The organism is Acinetobacter schindleri CIP 107287, from assembly GCF_000368625.1.
Lineage (GTDB): Bacteria > Pseudomonadota > Gammaproteobacteria > Pseudomonadales > Moraxellaceae > Acinetobacter > Acinetobacter schindleri.
This window is the reverse complement of record NZ_KB849576.1, coordinates 493,838-509,237: the sequence shown is the minus strand read 5'-3', so window position 1 is coordinate 509,237 and position 15,400 is coordinate 493,838. Positions and strand designations below refer to the sequence as shown.

The 15,400-nt window shown below is 42.1% G+C and carries 15 protein-coding genes; 7 read left to right on the top strand and 8 right to left on the bottom strand.

Annotated elements, in window-relative coordinates; translation table 11 throughout:
• Positions 1–127: 127 nt before the first annotated feature.
• Together gloA and F955_RS09985 are read right to left on the bottom strand one after the other, a co-directional pair.
• Positions 128–529 carry a lactoylglutathione lyase gene (gene gloA, locus F955_RS09990; protein ID WP_004894086.1) on the bottom strand — a complete coding sequence of 134 codons (402 nt, stop codon included), beginning with the start codon at positions 527–529 and terminating at the stop codon, positions 128–130.
• 1 nt (position 530) lies between these two features.
• Positions 531–2,693 carry an AmpG family muropeptide MFS transporter gene (locus F955_RS09985; protein ID WP_026056718.1) on the bottom strand — a complete coding sequence of 721 codons (2,163 nt, stop codon included), beginning with the start codon at positions 2,691–2,693 and terminating at the stop codon, positions 531–533.
• A 195-nt stretch (positions 2,694–2,888) separates the two neighbouring features.
• Between F955_RS09985 and F955_RS09980 the strand changes: the two genes are divergently transcribed.
• Positions 2,889–5,561 carry a Lon protease family protein gene (locus F955_RS09980; protein ID WP_004894082.1) on the top strand — a complete coding sequence of 891 codons (2,673 nt, stop codon included), beginning with the start codon at positions 2,889–2,891 and terminating at the stop codon, positions 5,559–5,561.
• 93 nt (positions 5,562–5,654) lie between these two features.
• Here the strand turns inward: F955_RS09980 and grxD are convergent, their stop codons facing one another.
• Entirely contained in the window at positions 5,655–5,996 is a 342-nt protein-coding gene (grxD, locus tag F955_RS09975; RefSeq protein ID WP_004810457.1) for a Grx4 family monothiol glutaredoxin, read from the bottom strand.
• Between the two features lie 198 nt (positions 5,997–6,194).
• Here grxD and F955_RS09970 point away from each other — a divergent pair, with 198 nt between their 5' ends.
• Positions 6,195–7,406, top strand: a complete 1,212-nt coding sequence (locus F955_RS09970) for an aspartate aminotransferase family protein (protein WP_004894080.1) — start codon at positions 6,195–6,197, stop codon at positions 7,404–7,406.
• A gap of 60 nt (positions 7,407–7,466) precedes the next feature.
• Here F955_RS09970 and F955_RS09965 read toward each other — a convergent pair whose 3' ends face one another.
• From F955_RS09965 to surE, 3 genes are all read right to left on the bottom strand, one after another.
• Positions 7,467–8,396 carry a LysR family transcriptional regulator gene (locus tag F955_RS09965; RefSeq protein WP_004894078.1) on the bottom strand — a complete coding sequence of 310 codons (930 nt, stop codon included), beginning with the start codon at positions 8,394–8,396 and terminating at the stop codon, positions 7,467–7,469.
• A 92-nt stretch (positions 8,397–8,488) separates the two neighbouring features.
• On the bottom strand, positions 8,489–9,319 hold the full coding sequence (locus tag F955_RS09960; protein WP_004894076.1) for a peptidoglycan DD-metalloendopeptidase family protein: 831 nt from the start codon (positions 9,317–9,319) through the stop codon (positions 8,489–8,491).
• 108 nt (positions 9,320–9,427) lie between these two features.
• Complete coding sequence (surE, locus tag F955_RS09955; RefSeq protein ID WP_008306600.1) at positions 9,428–10,204, bottom strand: 5'/3'-nucleotidase SurE; 777 nt, start codon at positions 10,202–10,204, stop codon at positions 9,428–9,430.
• Positions 10,205–10,313: 109 nt separating this feature from the next.
• On the opposite strand from surE, the gene F955_RS09950 reads away from it, so the two are divergent.
• The 5 genes from F955_RS09950 (at position 10,314) to F955_RS09930 (ending at position 14,005) form a co-directional block, all read left to right on the top strand.
• Positions 10,314–10,688, top strand: coding sequence for an MCR_0457 family protein (locus tag F955_RS09950; RefSeq protein WP_004894072.1), 375 nt, complete (start codon positions 10,314–10,316; stop codon positions 10,686–10,688).
• Positions 10,689–10,846: 158 nt separating this feature from the next.
• Positions 10,847–11,230 (top strand): MCR_0457 family protein, encoded by a 384-nt coding sequence (locus tag F955_RS09945; protein ID WP_004810468.1) that lies wholly within the window; start codon positions 10,847–10,849, stop codon positions 11,228–11,230.
• Between the two features lie 127 nt (positions 11,231–11,357).
• Entirely contained in the window at positions 11,358–12,506 is a 1,149-nt protein-coding gene (gene dacC / locus F955_RS09940; protein ID WP_004810469.1) for a D-alanyl-D-alanine carboxypeptidase PBP5/6, read from the top strand.
• Positions 12,507–12,617: 111 nt separating this feature from the next.
• Positions 12,618–13,148, top strand: coding sequence for a gamma carbonic anhydrase family protein (locus F955_RS09935; RefSeq protein ID WP_004894070.1), 531 nt, complete (start codon positions 12,618–12,620; stop codon positions 13,146–13,148).
• Positions 13,149–13,225: 77 nt separating this feature from the next.
• Positions 13,226–14,005: a DUF4262 domain-containing protein gene (locus F955_RS09930; protein ID WP_004894068.1), complete on the top strand. Its 780-nt coding sequence runs from the start codon at positions 13,226–13,228 to the stop codon at positions 14,003–14,005.
• A gap of 141 nt (positions 14,006–14,146) precedes the next feature.
• Here F955_RS09930 and F955_RS09925 read toward each other — a convergent pair whose 3' ends face one another.
• Both F955_RS09925 and uraH read right to left on the bottom strand, forming a co-directional pair.
• The gene (locus F955_RS09925) at positions 14,147–14,662 is read right to left on the bottom strand and encodes a DUF1543 domain-containing protein (protein WP_004894063.1); all 516 of its coding nucleotides are present in this window, start codon (positions 14,660–14,662) and stop codon (positions 14,147–14,149) included.
• 334 nt (positions 14,663–14,996) lie between these two features.
• On the bottom strand, positions 14,997–15,395 hold the full coding sequence (gene uraH / locus F955_RS09920; protein ID WP_004894061.1) for a hydroxyisourate hydrolase: 399 nt from the start codon (positions 15,393–15,395) through the stop codon (positions 14,997–14,999).
• Positions 15,396–15,400 lie beyond the last annotated feature (5 nt).

The window sequence follows — 15,400 nt, the reverse complement described above, 5'->3', positions numbered from 1 at the left end:
TTATTGTTTGATATAAAAATGCCCGGCTATCTTAACAGATACCGGGCCCAGGCTATGCACTCAGATTGATGTAATCTTTTCATCTACACATGAATATATTTCATATATCATGCTATCTAATTAACACTTAGTTGTTACGTGCGTTGTGGTCCTGCTGAATCAGTTCAATTTTATAACCATCTGGATCTTCGACAAATGCAATAACGGTTACACCGCCTTTCATTGGACCTGCTTCACGAACCACCTTGCCGCCACGAGCCTTGATTTCTTCACAGGCTTTATAAGCATCATCGACTGCAATCGCAATATGGCCATAAGCATTGCCAAGTTCATAACTGTCTGTATCCCAGTTATGTGTCAGCTCGAGCACGGTATGGTTCTTTTCATCACCATAACCTACAAATGCCAGAGTGAAACGACCTTCTTCATAATCACGCTTACGAAGTAAAGTCATACCAAGCACTTCAGTATAGAAATTTAATGACTGTTCCAGATTGCCTACACGTAACATGGTATGCAGCATGCGCATATTATTCATCCTTATTGCCAGATTGTTGTTGGTGTTCACCGAGTAATTTTCCAACCCAGACCACTAAAATGAGAATCGGAATCCCGATCAATGTGGTCATCAGGAAGAAGTTCGGATAACCGATATTGGTGACTATAGTACCTGAATATCCCCCTAAAATCTTAGGGGTTAGTGTCATAAGTGAGCTAAAAATCGCATATTGGACTGCAGTGAAAGATACGCTGGTCAAGCTGGATAAGAAGGCAATAAATGCTGCACCTGCCAGACCGGCAGCCAGGTTATCGACGATAATCGCAAAATACAGCCAGGCATCGCTATATGGCTTGATCACCTTGCCTGTCACTTCAATATCAGTATTACGATTCACATCCACAGGAACCAGTGGCTGGATATCGACATCAAGCATCTTGGTATTTTTAGCATCAGTGCTCGTCTGATAGACATGTGTCACTTGCTGAACAGCTCGCTCATCCTCCATCAGTACCGCACTGATTAAATGCGCTGGCGCAGATTTCAGTTTTTCTGCTGGAATAGCTGTACTAAACACCCCCTGTTCTTCCAGCTTGGCTTCAAAACGCTCATCATTCAGTTCATAAATGATCTTCTGATTATCTTGTAAAGCTTCACCGACATATTGACCACGAACCACAATACTCCCTTCTTCATTAGCATGAAGCGTATTGTCGCTGGTAATTGGTAGAATCTGCAGCTGTGCATTACCTGAAGTCTGCAGCAAATATGGCATGGACAGGCTAACTGTACTATCAGTCGTATTAGCATTGGCATAAGCCGCCTGAACCTGAATCTGCTTGGCATCAGCGAGTACCTGTACTGGTACTTTCACTTTCCAGTAACCAACTTCATCCGTGTCTGCCTGATAGCGTTGCTGTCCAACCTGAATATCTACCGGATTTAGCTGTTGTCCGGATTTCACCAAACCAATAAAGATCAGATTGGTAGAACAGGCCAGAATGGCACCGACAAACATCAGCTTCATGATATTCATCTTCTGGGCCAATAATCCTCCCAGGAAACCACCCAAGAGGGAAAAGATCACCCCATAGACCTTCACTGCTTCAGCAATCTGCTCCTTGCTAAAGTTCATGTCCTGATAGAACACATTGGAAATCACACCAGCAATAATGTCTGAAACACGATAAAAACCAATCAGCAATAACAGGACCAAAGCCAGTTTTAGACCATAGCGCTTGAAGAAATCCGCAACCGGATTGACCCAGGTTTCATAGGCCATTTCCCGATTCACCGCACCCAGTTTCACCAAGGCGGCACCCACACCAAATACGACTGCACCAGATCCGATAAAACGCAAAGATTCAAAAGTAAATAATGCAAAGGTATCCTGAATGGCAAACTGTTCAGTCAACATGCTCACTAGGTTACCTGAATATACATAGCTCACTACAAAGCTGATGACCGCGACAAAAAACACCCCCACCAGGCGGAAATAATCACTGCGCACATAGTGTTTACGCACACGATCGACCTGTGGTTCGCGGATTGACAACGTCGTGATAATCCCCACCAACATCACCGCAGCCATCGCCAGATAGGTCCACTTCCAGGCATCATAAATATAGTTACCTTTTGCGGTACCTAAGTAAGCGGCAAGGAACAATGCGCCCGCACCAGCGACAATCATACCAATACGGTAGCCTGCGTTATAAGTTGCAGCCAGCACGGTCTGCATCTGGGTTTCTGCCAGTTCAATACGGTAGGCATCAATCACAATATCCTGAGTTGCTGCGGAAAAGCCAAGCAAGACTGCACCAAGCGCCATCTGCTGAAGATGTAGTTGTCCTAAAGCCGGATCTGAAAAAGCCATAATACAGATCGCGCAAACAATCAGAATTTGGGCGATCAGCAACCAGGCACGACGTCGACCTAAAGCCTTAGTCAGGAATGGCACTGGTAGTTCATCAATCAGTGGTGCCCAGACAAACTTAAAGGAATAACCCAAGGCAGCCCAGCTAAAGAAAGTTACTGCACTTTTACTAATACCCGCTTCACCGAGCCAGAGAGACAGACTTGAAAAGATCAGAAGAATCGGGACACCCGCTGAAAAACCCAGAAACAGCATGATCAGCGCACGCCGATCCAAGAAAGCTGTAAAGGCGGATTTCCAACCCGTCGTTTGTGTTGTCATTGCTTTATTATTTTCCGCAAAAAAACAGTAGCTGCTATTCAATCCTTTAATACAGGATCTTTCAACAAGATTTACCATTTTCTCTGCATAGATCATTTTATTTTTTACGTCAAAAGCGACATGTTGGCTTGAATTTTCCGGCTAATTCTGTATACCTTAAATCATTAATGCACTATTTCGTTTTGGACATCAACAGTGACCCAGAGACTCGATCAAATTCATTCTTCAATAACCGCCAATACGATTAACACTACCCTAACTGCACAACAAAACCATGCTGAACTATTAAAGACAGCATTTGAACAAAGCGAAATACAACCTACTCTTGAAAAAACTCGCTTGCAGCCCACGCAACTGACACATATTCCAAAACTGGATAAAATTCCGGCGTCGACCAAGCGTATTAAACCACTCAATAATTTTCTTGGTCAGGATCGTGCACGTGCCTCAGTTGAAGCCGGGATTGCCCTGCCATATTCAGGCTATAACATTTTTGCTGTCGGAACCGCAGGTCTTGGCAAGCGTACCATGGTCAAACGTCTGCTACAGCAACATGCCAAAACAGTAGCAACACCAAATGACTGGGTGTATGTTAATAATTTCCAGAATTCCCGCCAGCCGATTGCATTGCAGTTTCCTGCAGGTCAAGGTCCTAAATTCCAGGCGATGCTGCATCAAAGCTGGCAAACCATTCTTAAACAGCTGGAACGTCGTTTTACTGCGGAAACCTATTACAACCGTATTGAGATGATCCGTCAGCAAACCGGTGATGAACAGCAGCAAGCGCTGATTGAACTGACCCGTGAAGGTGAAGAATTCGATTTAAAGCTGATCTCTCGCAATGATGAGCACTGTTTTGTACCGGTTCATCTCAAAGATGACAAGTTACAGGAAATGACACAAGATGATCTGAATGCACTGAGCAATAAAGATCGTGCTGAAATTGCATCCAACATGCGTTACATGGATAAAAAACTAGAACGCCTGGGCCTGCTCCTCGGTGATCTGGAAGATGATGCCCGTGACCGTGTACAGGTACTCAACCGTGAGATTGCCAAACAGGTGGTTGTACCGCGTGTTGAACAGATGCTGGCTAAATTTAAAGATGTGGAAGGCCTGGATAAATATCTGAAGTTCTATGCGGAAGACATCATTAATAATGTCGAGATTGTGCTGGAACAGGAAGAAGATGACTTTACTCCTGGCCTGTTCAGTCGTGTGCCGTCCCGTTATCAGGCCAATGTCATTGTGACATATAAGCCAAACAGCGGTGCACCGGTGATCTTTGAAGATTTTCCAACCCATTACAACCTGCTCGGTCATGTAGAACAGTTAACCCAGAACGGTACGATTACCACTGACTTCACCTTGATCCGTCCGGGCTCAATGCATCGTGCCAATGGTGGCTTCCTGATGATTGAAGCCGAGCAACTCTTAGAACAACCGTATGCATGGCAAGGCCTAAAACGTGCTTTGAAATCTGGTCAGCTGAAACTGTCTTCTTTAGAACATATGCTAACGTTAACTGGCAGTATTTCAATTGAGCCAGCGGCAATTCCACTTGATATCAAGATCGTATTGTTAGCTGAACCAGAAATCTATTATGAAATTCTGGAGCTCGAACCTGAGCTGGGCAGTATCTTTAAAATCCGTGCTGACTTTACAGATACATTACAACGTAATGACAAAAATGAGCAGGCCTATATGCAGCTCATTGCTGATTACGTTCAGGCAGACAAACTGTTGCCTTTTGACCGTTCTGCCTTGGCTGCCTTATTGACTGATTCAAGCCGTCAGGCTGAAGACCAAAGCTCCTTGTCATTACATGCGCTGACTTTGGGTGATTTGATTCGTGAAGCGCATCATCATGCCTTTAAAGCTGATGACAAAATGGTTTCAGAAAAACACATCAATACTGCCCTAGATCATCGCAAATATCGCTTAGGCTATTTACGTGAGCTATATTGGCAAGATCTGTCTCGTGGTACCCAGCTGATTGAGACACGTGGTCACCGTCTTGGTCAAATCAATGCCTTGTCCGTTATTCACTATGCGGATGTTGAATTCGGTTTACCTTCACGTTTAACTGCATCGGTCTATCAAGGTGGTGGTGACATTCTGGATATCGAGCGCAGCGTGGAACTTGGTGGTTCACTACATGCCAAAGGCGTATTACTGATGGCGTCTTTCCTGAAAGCACATTTCGGTCGTGAACAAACCCTGCACTTCTCTGCAGCTCTGGCGTTTGAACAAAGTTACGGTCAGGTAGATGGTGACAGTGCTACTGTGGCTGAACTTTCTGCATTGATCTCAGCCATTAGCCAGTTGCCAATTGACCAGTCTTGGGCGATTACCGGTTCAATGAACCAGCTCGGTCAGGTACAGCCAATTGGTGGGGTAAATGCCAAGATTGAAGGTTTCTTCGATGCCTGCAAATTGCAAGGCTTGACTGGCAAGCAAGGTGTGATTATTCCACGTCAAAACATGCAGCATCTGATGCTGCGTAAAGATGTAATTGCAGCAGTTGAAGCAGGTCAGTTCCATATCCATGCGATTGATACCATCGATCAAGCACTGGAAATTCTAATGGCACGTCCGGTTGGCACCCTGGACAAGAAAGGCCGTTACAGCAAGCATTCGATTTATGCTGCGGTGATGGAGCAACTGGATTACTGGCAAGCTATTGAAGATGGTGCCGAGCTTGAGGAAGAAGAGCCAAAGAAAAAGAAAAAAAAGAAGAAAAAGAAAAAAGACAAAGCACCAGTAAAGGATATTCAGGCAGATCCAGATGCGCTTGCAGCAGCACTTGCGGCTGAATCAAAAGAACTGGAACAATCTGAAACCTCTGAGAATAAGGCAGAAAACTAATCCTGCTCCTTTCCATTTTAAGTGTTAAATTTCAGTCATAAAAAAGCGCTTCTCTGGAAGCGCTTTTTAACATCTGCAAGTCTAATAAATCTATTAAGCTTCAGGTGCCGGGCTGTATTGTTCAACTAAAGACTTCAATTCACCTTTCTGGAACATATCGAGCATGATATCGCTACCACCGATCAATTCACCATTGATCCACAATTGTGGGAAAGTTGGCCAGTTCGCAATAACTGGAAGAGTTGCGCGAATGTCTGGGTTTTCCAGAATATTCACATAAGCAAATGGACGACCAATTTGACTGAGTGCTTCAACCGCACGAGCAGAGAAACCACATTGTGGGAATTGTGGTGTGCCTTTCATATAAAGAAGTACTGCGTGTTTGGCAATTTGGTCACGAATTAACGCTTCTGTATCGCGTGCTTGTTCAGTCATTGATATATCCTCAATAAATCTGCTTCGCATTATACTCAAAATGAACTAAAACAGTATGTCTAAAACAATATTTCATGTTTTATTTACAATTCAGCTTTTATTCTGTTTGAGATTTTGCTTATATAGGTCCTGTCGTTATGTCTATATATGGCATCTATGACTTTAATTTTCAATCCACCTAACAGATAAGAGTTAGTCATGAAGAATATTACCCTTGCTCCTGTGCAAACTGATCAACCTTCACACTTGATGCCGGTATTTGGCCGTCAGCCGATCAGTTTTGTCCGAGGACAAGGTGCTTATCTTTATACTGAAGATGGTACTGAGTATCTAGATGCTCTGACCGGAATTGCAGTATGTGGGCTGGGTCATGCCCACCCGGTACTTGCTGAAGCAATTGCTGAACAGGCCACCACCCTGATTCACACCAGCAACCTGTTTGAAGTACCATGGCAGACTGCTGCTGCACAAAAACTGGCTGAAGTTTCAGGCATGGAAGAAATTTTCTTCTCGAATAGCGGTGCAGAATCCAATGAAGGTGCAATCAAGATTGCACGTAAATTTGGCCATATGCAAGGCATCGCTACACCAAAAATCATTGTGGCTGACCACTCTTTCCACGGTCGTACTTTGGCTACCCTCTCAGCGACAGGTAACAAAAAAGTTCAGGAAGGTTTCGGACCGCTGGTTGAAGGCTTTATCCGCGTACCATTTGGTGATATCGAAGCGATTCAGGAAGCAGCAATTAATCACCCTGACATCGTAGCTGTTTTCGTTGAACCGATTCAAGGTGAAGGCGGTGTCAATACTGCACCACAAGGCTTCAGCTACCTGGAAGAAATCCGTCAACTGTGCAACCAGCATAACTGGCTGATGATGTTGGATGAAGTTCAGACAGGTAATGGCCGTACCGGTAAATATTTTGCATATCAACATACCAACATTGTTCCAGATGTACTGACCACTGCAAAAGGTCTGGGTAATGGTTTTCCGATTGGTGCGGTGATGACCCAAGGACGTGGTGTTGGTGTTTTAACTGCCGGGAACCATGGTTCAACCTACAGCGGTACAGCACTAGGTTCACGTATTGTTTATACCATCCTTGATATTATGCAAAAAGAAAATATCGTGACGAATGCAGCAGAAAAAGGTGCTTATATCGTTGAGCAACTTCGTAGCCAGCTTGGTGATCAGAATGTCACTGTTCGTGGTTTTGGTCTGATGATTGGTATTGAATTGCCAAAAGCATGTGGCGAACTGGTAGATATCGCGCGTGATGAATATAAAACCATTATCAACGTAACTGCAGGCAATGTGGTACGTCTACTGCCTACCCTGAACATTACTCAGGAACAGGCTGATCAACTGATTGAACGTCTGGTTAAAATGATTAAAGCATATCTGGCTTAATTTCTTAAAAGCCAGAAACATAAAAAGCCGCATCAAGCGGCTTTTTTAATTCTTTGCAGTTTATGATGCGATTTGCAACAAACGTCCGCCAGACAACTGGCCAAAATATTGTTTCAAGGTATCAAGACAACGGAGAATTTTTATAGGTTGTTGTTCACGTTTTGGCATGACTGCATATAGCGTAAATGGTTGTAATTTCCACTCAGGCAGGACTTCAATCAAAGAGCCGTTTATTAAATCTTTTTGTACATCCAGATATGACATGCGGGCAATGGTATTGCCATGCAGACACATCGACTTCGCCACAATACTGTTATTGGTGTTTAGTCGTGAGCTCAGTTCAAGTTCAACTTTTTGGGCTGTATTGACATGCTGGAAATAAAATTGTTGATGATTGTTCAAATGACTGAGTGACAAAATGTCATGTTGCTTCAGATCATCCGGCTGTGTAATTAAAACAGATTGATTGATGTAACTCGGAGCTGTTACCAAAATCTGTTCAATCTGAATAAGTGGAACGACTTCAACATTGCTATCGTCGATGACTTGATCAAGGCGCAGTTCAATATCAACACGACTATCCTTCAGGTCAAGCGGTTGATCTTGTGTTTCAAACTGCACTGTCAAACCACGGTGCGCAGCCATCCAGTGCGACAATGCCGGAATCACATGCATTGAACACAGTTCTGCAGTTGCGACGATACGCAGGTCACCAACCAGATCATCACGTAGCTCATTGATACGGACTTTGCCACGTTCAGCAGCGGATAACATTTCCTGACAGCTATAGAAAAAAGCCTGGCCTGCTTCAGTCAAACTCAATTTTCGTGTAGAACGGTTCAGGAGAATCACTTCCATGTCCTGCTCCAGCGATCGAATCTGCTGGCTTACGGCACTGGTGGTAATACCCAGTTCACGTGCAGCACCGCTAAACGAGTTTTTCTCTACAACACAAGCAAATACGCCCATTGCTCGAAGTTGATCTAACATAAATTCCCCTCTAAACTTATGAGGTGCTTCATCCTTTGATAAAAGCAACTCATTATATTATACGGTGAAATTTAGCATTTGCACCTTTTTATTCAACTATTCGGTAAAACGGATGCAGGATTCACCGGTTTTCCATCCAGACGTACTTGGAATTCAAGCATGGTACGGGTTGTACCACTTGAACCCATTTCTGCAATCTTCTGGCCTGCGGTTACATTTTGACCACTTTTCACGTTAAGTTTACTGTTATGTGCATACGCAGTGATGTAGCCATTAATATGTTTGACCAGCACCAGATTGCCGTATTCTTTTAGACCGTCAGCGGCATATACCACTTGACCATCAGCAGCAGCAAATACCGGATCACCAACATTACCTGCGTAACGTATACCCTTAATATTTGAAGCCAGATTGTATTGCTGCAATACTGCTCCATTCGATGGTTTTACCCAACGTAATCCGGATGACGGTACAGTTGTCACAGGAGCAGGTGTAGTGACTTTTGGTGTTACTGATGGTGCCGTTTTAACAGTGGTCTGCGCTGGAGTTACCGGCGTTGGAGCCACGACAGTTTTACGCTGGATAGGTGCTGAAGTATCAACGACTTGAGTAGTCGTACTGCGTTTGGTATTTTTCAAACGGATCGATTGACCGACATAAATACGATATGGCTCCGGAATGTCATTCATTTCCGCGACACTGATATAACTCAGACCATAGCGTGCTGCAATGCCACTTAGAGTGTCACCCGAACGAACCGTATAAAAATCAGGTGCTGCAGCATAACGGGCGGAATTATTAATATAAGGTTTGGTTGCACACCCAGTTACGATAACTGCTGAAACCACTGCTGTTGTGAGTACTAACGTTTTAATCAGGCCTGTAGGCAAAGCAATAAAGCGTTTCGGTGACACCAGGAACATTATCTTCCTCTCTAACATCTATACGGTTTAAAAAACTCGATTAGATTAGCAAAAAAACACAGCAAATAAGGTTGCAATGTCCATCTATTCACAAAGTTATAACATTAGTTAGATTTTATTTAAAATCTGACCCTGTAATTCGTGAAGTACGTCATAGTTTGTAGCATCCATCTGGATTGGCGTCACACTGACATAACCATTGGCGATGGCAAAAAAGTCTGACTCAATTTCAGTTCCTTGATGCTTTGGCATTGCAACTGCTTCACCAGATAGACCAATCCAGTAAACCTGACGGCCACGTGGATCCACATGACTGCTAATGGGTTTAGACTGGCTACGGCGACCTTGGAAGGTCACTTTGGTTCCTTTTAGCTCAGCGATATCCGGAATATTGACATTAAAGATCTGACGCTCAGGCAATGCTGGCAAACCTGCTGCAATAAAGTCATGAACCCATTGCGCTGCAACACGATAATCTTCTGGTGAGGTATAAGCACGCACGTTTTGCCCACACAAAGAAATAGCCAGTGCAGGATGTTTTGCTAGACGACCTTCAAATGCTGCCCCCACTGTGCCTGAATACAATACATCATCCCCCAGATTGGCACCGCTATTAATGCCACTCACCACAAGATCGAATTCGACATCAAACAAACCATTCATGGCCAGATAGACACAGTCTGCCGGAGTACCATTTACTGCCCAAACATCTGGAGCAATCTGAATCGGTCGCAGTGGACGATCAAGGGTCAATGCACTGGAAAATCCGCTACGTTCGCTTTCAGGTGCAACAACCACTACACGGCCTAAGGCTTTTAAGCTCTGCGCTAGTGCCTGTATGCCCGGAGCAAATACGCCATCATCATTTGATATCAATATATTCACAGCAAAATCCCGTTCGTCCCAAAAAATGACTGGTTGGGACATTTGTTTGTATTAGCCACGGAATTATATATATTTATCGTTCAACATCCATCTTTAATATATGTGGTTCATGATGATTAAAAATACGGTTGCTGTAGCCGCACTGGCTTTTGCTCTGACTGCTGGCCTGAGCTCTCCTGCTTTTTCAGCTGAAAATTTATCTGCTGAGGTTGATTTGACCATTAAGGAAGACCTGGCTTCAGTTCAAGTGCTCACTGAAGTTTGTCCGGGGATTGTGGGTAAAAATGCCAAATTTGAGCAGAACACTCAACAGCTGATTAAACAATACTTATCCGATTATTCTGATAAATCGATGACTTATGACAAGATCCAACAGGACAAGGAATATCAGTCAGCACTTCAAGAAGCACGCCAGGAAGCCAAGCAAACCGCTAAAGATGAACATCAGGCAGTGTGTAATGACCTGATCACTCAACAAATCTAATTCAGACTTTCTGACAGGATGATGCAGCGCCATCATCCTGTTTATATAACGATTTTCTCCATTATTTTACGGCTTCCTTACATTTTTAATCTTTTCATTCCTTCAAAATTAGTTAATCTAAGCCCATCTTAATTTCTAATTTGAGCTTTTGATTTTCAATGAAAAATTTATTCATTAAAGCCTTTGGCATTTTTACTCTTTCAACTTTCAGCATTTTGACTACACAAAGTTTTGCAGCCGATACCAATATTGAAGTCACTCCGATTCAAGAAGTGACTCAGCATGAGCTTGCGGCCATTTATGTACTTTCAGAAATCTGTCCAGGTATGGTGAAAGACCAGAATAAATTTAAAGCGGGTTATAGCCAGCTGGTCAGTGAATATATGCCTGGTCAAAAGAACCCGGTAGAAGCCTTGAATCAGCTTAGCAAAAACACAAAATTCCAGCCGATCCTGAAAGAAGCACAACAGGATGCGCAGAAAGCAGGTCAGCAGAAAAATCAAGCGATTTGTACAGAACTCACCACTTATAGCAAATCCTGATTTTTTTCTGCCGCCATGCTTACAATACTTTTGAAATAAGCCGCTGCAAACCGTAGAAGTCCGCCTAGCTTTGTCCTAAAATGCTAGGCTCTTCGTGCTTACATCAAGATATTGGAACCTACTAGAAATGACCCAAAAAACTGCTCTTGCTGCATTATTATTAATTCCTAGTTTTAGCTTTGCAGCAACTGTCCTATCTGCACCACCAGAATTGAATAATAAATCTTATGTGCTAATGGACTACGAAACAGGGCAAATTCTCGCATCTAAAAATGAAAATGAAAAACTAGCCCCTGCTTCAATGACTAAAATGATGACCAGCTACATCATTGAACAAAAGTTATTAAGCGGTGAACTGACTGAAGATGAACAGGTTCGTATGAACGAATCGGCATGGTGTCGCGGTAGTAGTTCTGAATCATGTATGTATGTTCCGCTAAACGGCACGGCAACAGCACTTGAGATGCTGCGCGGTATCATCATCCAGTCAGGTAACGATGCTTCCAAAGCAATGGCAGAACATATTGCAGGTAACGAGGGTACCTTCGCACATATGATGAACCAGGAAGCAAAACGTATCGGCATGACCAATACCAGCTTTGTAAACTCAACCGGTATGCCTGCGGAAGGTCACTATTCGACTGCCAAAGATATGGCCATGCTGGCACAGCACATCATTAAAGACAGTTCAAAGTACTACCCGATTTATTCTGAAAAAGAATTTACTTTTAACGGAATCAAGCAAGGCAACCGTAATGCCCTGCTGTATACAGATCCAAGTGTGGATGGTTTGAAAACCGGTCATACCAATGAAGCGGGTTACTGCTTAACGACTTCTGCAAAACGTGGTCCAATGCGTTTGATCTCTGTGATCTTCGGTGCGCCATCTATGCAGGATCGTGCAACACATACACGTGAACTTTTGGCATGGGGTTTTGCAAACTACGAAACTAAAAATGTTCAGGCCGGCAGACAAGTCTTAGCCAAGTCTAAGGTGTGGTTTGGTAAGGAAAATGAAGTTCAAATCGGCCTTGCTGAAAACTTCAATGTGACCATGCCAAAAGGCAAAGCGAATGAGATTAAAACGCAAATCGTAGTTCAACCTAAATTGACTGCACCTTTAAAACAAGGTCAAGTGGTAGGTAAATACGTTGCTTCTCTTGATGGTAAAGTGATTGCTGAAAAACCGCTTGTTGCACTAAAAGCTGTAGAAGAAGCTGGTTTCTTTGCGCGTATGCTGGATCATATCAAACAGTTCTTCAGTAACTTATTTTAAGTTTAAACAGACTGTTTTAGCCTTAGACTAAGACCAAAGCACTCATTCAGATGGGTGCTTTTTATTTTATACTCTATACATGACGTTTAAACTTTTAATGAATAGACCACTATGAGCCAAAACATACGTTCTTATTTAGACATGATCCCACAGATTGATGAATCTTGTTATATCGATCCTATGGGGATTGTGGTTGGCGATGTGGTTTTGGCTGAGAATGTCTCGGTTTGGCCTTTTGCCGTAATTCGTGGTGATGTCAATCATATCCAGATTGGCAAGAATTCCAATGTGCAGGATCATGCCATGTTGCATGTCAGTCATAAGAAAGCCGATAAGCCAGAAGGTTCGCCACTGATCATTGGTGAAGATGTCACGATTGGTCATCATGTAAAATTACATGGCTGCACCATTGGCAATCGCGTTTTGGTCGGTATTGGCACGATTATTTTAGATGATGTGATTGTTGAAGATGATGTGATGATTGGTGCGGGTTCACTTGTTCCGCCAAATAAAGTTTTGGAAAGTGGTTACTTGTATGTAGGAAGCCCTGTGAAAAAAGTGCGTCCACTTACCGACAAAGAAAAAGCTTTTTTGCCGTATTCAGCACAGAATTATGTGAAGGTTTCAGACAACTATAAATAAACTTTAGACAATTTCATTTGTCGAAAGCTTAAATCTTCTGTATGTTTATTTAAAAAATAATTCAAAAAATAAAAATCATGAAACATACAGAAGATCATTATTGCCCGGATCGCAATGAACTATTAAATCAGACCAGAATTAATATTCGACAGTACGGCGTACAAATCATTTCGATCACTCATACTGACTATTCCCCGCCTTTTAGCTATAGCATTGGCTTATATGAAAGGTTCCAGCATCCAGAAATTATCTGTTTTGGACTCACTGCTAAACTTAGTCAGACTATTCTGAATCATGTGACTGAGGTCGTTCAAAAAGGTCAACGCATCCAGCTCAGTAACACGTATCCGAATGTATTTTTTAAAGAAAGCCGCTGTAAGTTTCTAAAAGTTGATCGTCGAAATATCGGTGACTATTTTGGGATTGCGCAAAGTTATTACCAAGATGAAGCGTTTCCAGCCTTACAATTAGTCTGGACAGATCGGAATGATAAATTTCCTTGGGAAGATGGCTTCGAGGAAGTTTTTGAATTTGATCAGCCCCTGCTGGATCGCAATGCCGAGTTTAAATTCCGCGAACCACGGAATTTAGGCATTTATACGACTAAGCAATGGCTGGAACTGGAGCAGCCAATTGTTACCGTATTGCATGAACGCGATGGTGACTGGCAATTTTTGACAGCAGAACCCTTGGCTGAGGAGGATTATATACTGGTTGGATTAGAGCACATCCTCCAACGCGATCCAACCTTAAATGAGGTATTCGACCTGCAATATGGACAGGCAGCTGACCGGAAATTTATCGGGGATGAATGGATGATTACAGAACTAGAGGATAATGATCAACTCGCTGGTTAAAGTAGTGAGTTTAAGATGATATTCAACTCTCTTTAAACACCTAATATTTCATTTAAAAAAATTAAATACCGGGAGTTTTATAGCAATATCACTTCATGAATATCAGAATAGCCACTTCATTTCGATTAGCCATTTTTTAAATTACGGAATAATCAGATAATCGTTCTTAAAGCTGTTCGCTTCAAATTCCCCTTCGATCAAATGTATAAATTTCTGATCAATCTGGTTCAATTCTAAACAGTCATCAATATCAATCACTGCATCGGTATGTGGTTTATACCAGCCTTTTTCAATTGCCATTTTGCCCTGTGCCTTGGCTTCTGTCTTGTTTTTGGCAGCCACTACCAAATATTTATGTATTTCCCCAAACTGGTCCGGAAGATATGCACCCAGATTAATCAGGAACAGTTTTAAACGGGTATTTACAGGCAGATCACTAATCTGGACCTGATAATTTACTCCTTGATAACTCACTCCATTGATTTTCATCCAGCCATCGACATGTAGCCCCTTTTGCAAACCAAACCATTGTTGTTTTAAATAAGGATACGCAGATTCAATATCTGAACTAATCACAGGAATTACATCATGTACTTCTACATTGGCTTTTTCATGTTTACCGCCCAGTAAGGTGATGTAGAAGTGCAGTTCAGACATAGGAGATTCCTTTAAATAGTAGAATAATAAAGTAAAGATCCATAGTTTAAATTAATTCGATTTCATTAGTTAAGAAGTATTCTCTACTCCGACTTACGAATAAAATGATATTTTTCCTTATTTTATAAAGTTTTAGGTAAATATTTTTAGGAGATATCAATAGAGTTCTATTTCGTATAACAGCGATTATATTAAATGGATTCACTTTTGATGTTATACAATTACCTAGATTTGAAAATAAGTACTATACATGTTTTAGTATTAGTTTAGATCCAAACATAGTATAAGACGTTATTGTATAACATCAGTTAACTTGATAAATCCTTTAATGGACTCAGTTACCTCGATATGTCGAATAACCATACGGACTGAGTAATAAAGGAATATGGTAGTGATTTACCGAACCATCTGTTTGGAAAATCACAGGAACTTCGGGAAAGAAGGTTTTCTTATTATGTTTATTAAACCATTCACCCGTTTTGAAAGTCACTTTATAGGTGGTATTTTTAAATTTCTGATTCTCTGGAAATAATGCGGTTATACGTCCTTGTTCATTGGTTTTAGCTTGTGAAATTTGCACCCATTTTCCATTTTTTTGCTCTTCTAAGGTTACATTCACCTCAGGTGATGGTAAACCATTTTCCAGGTTAAGCACATGCACGCTTAAAGGGTTTTGTGCCATGCTCCATGTTGAAAATAATACTGAGCCTGCAAATAAGCATAATTTTTTCATAACAG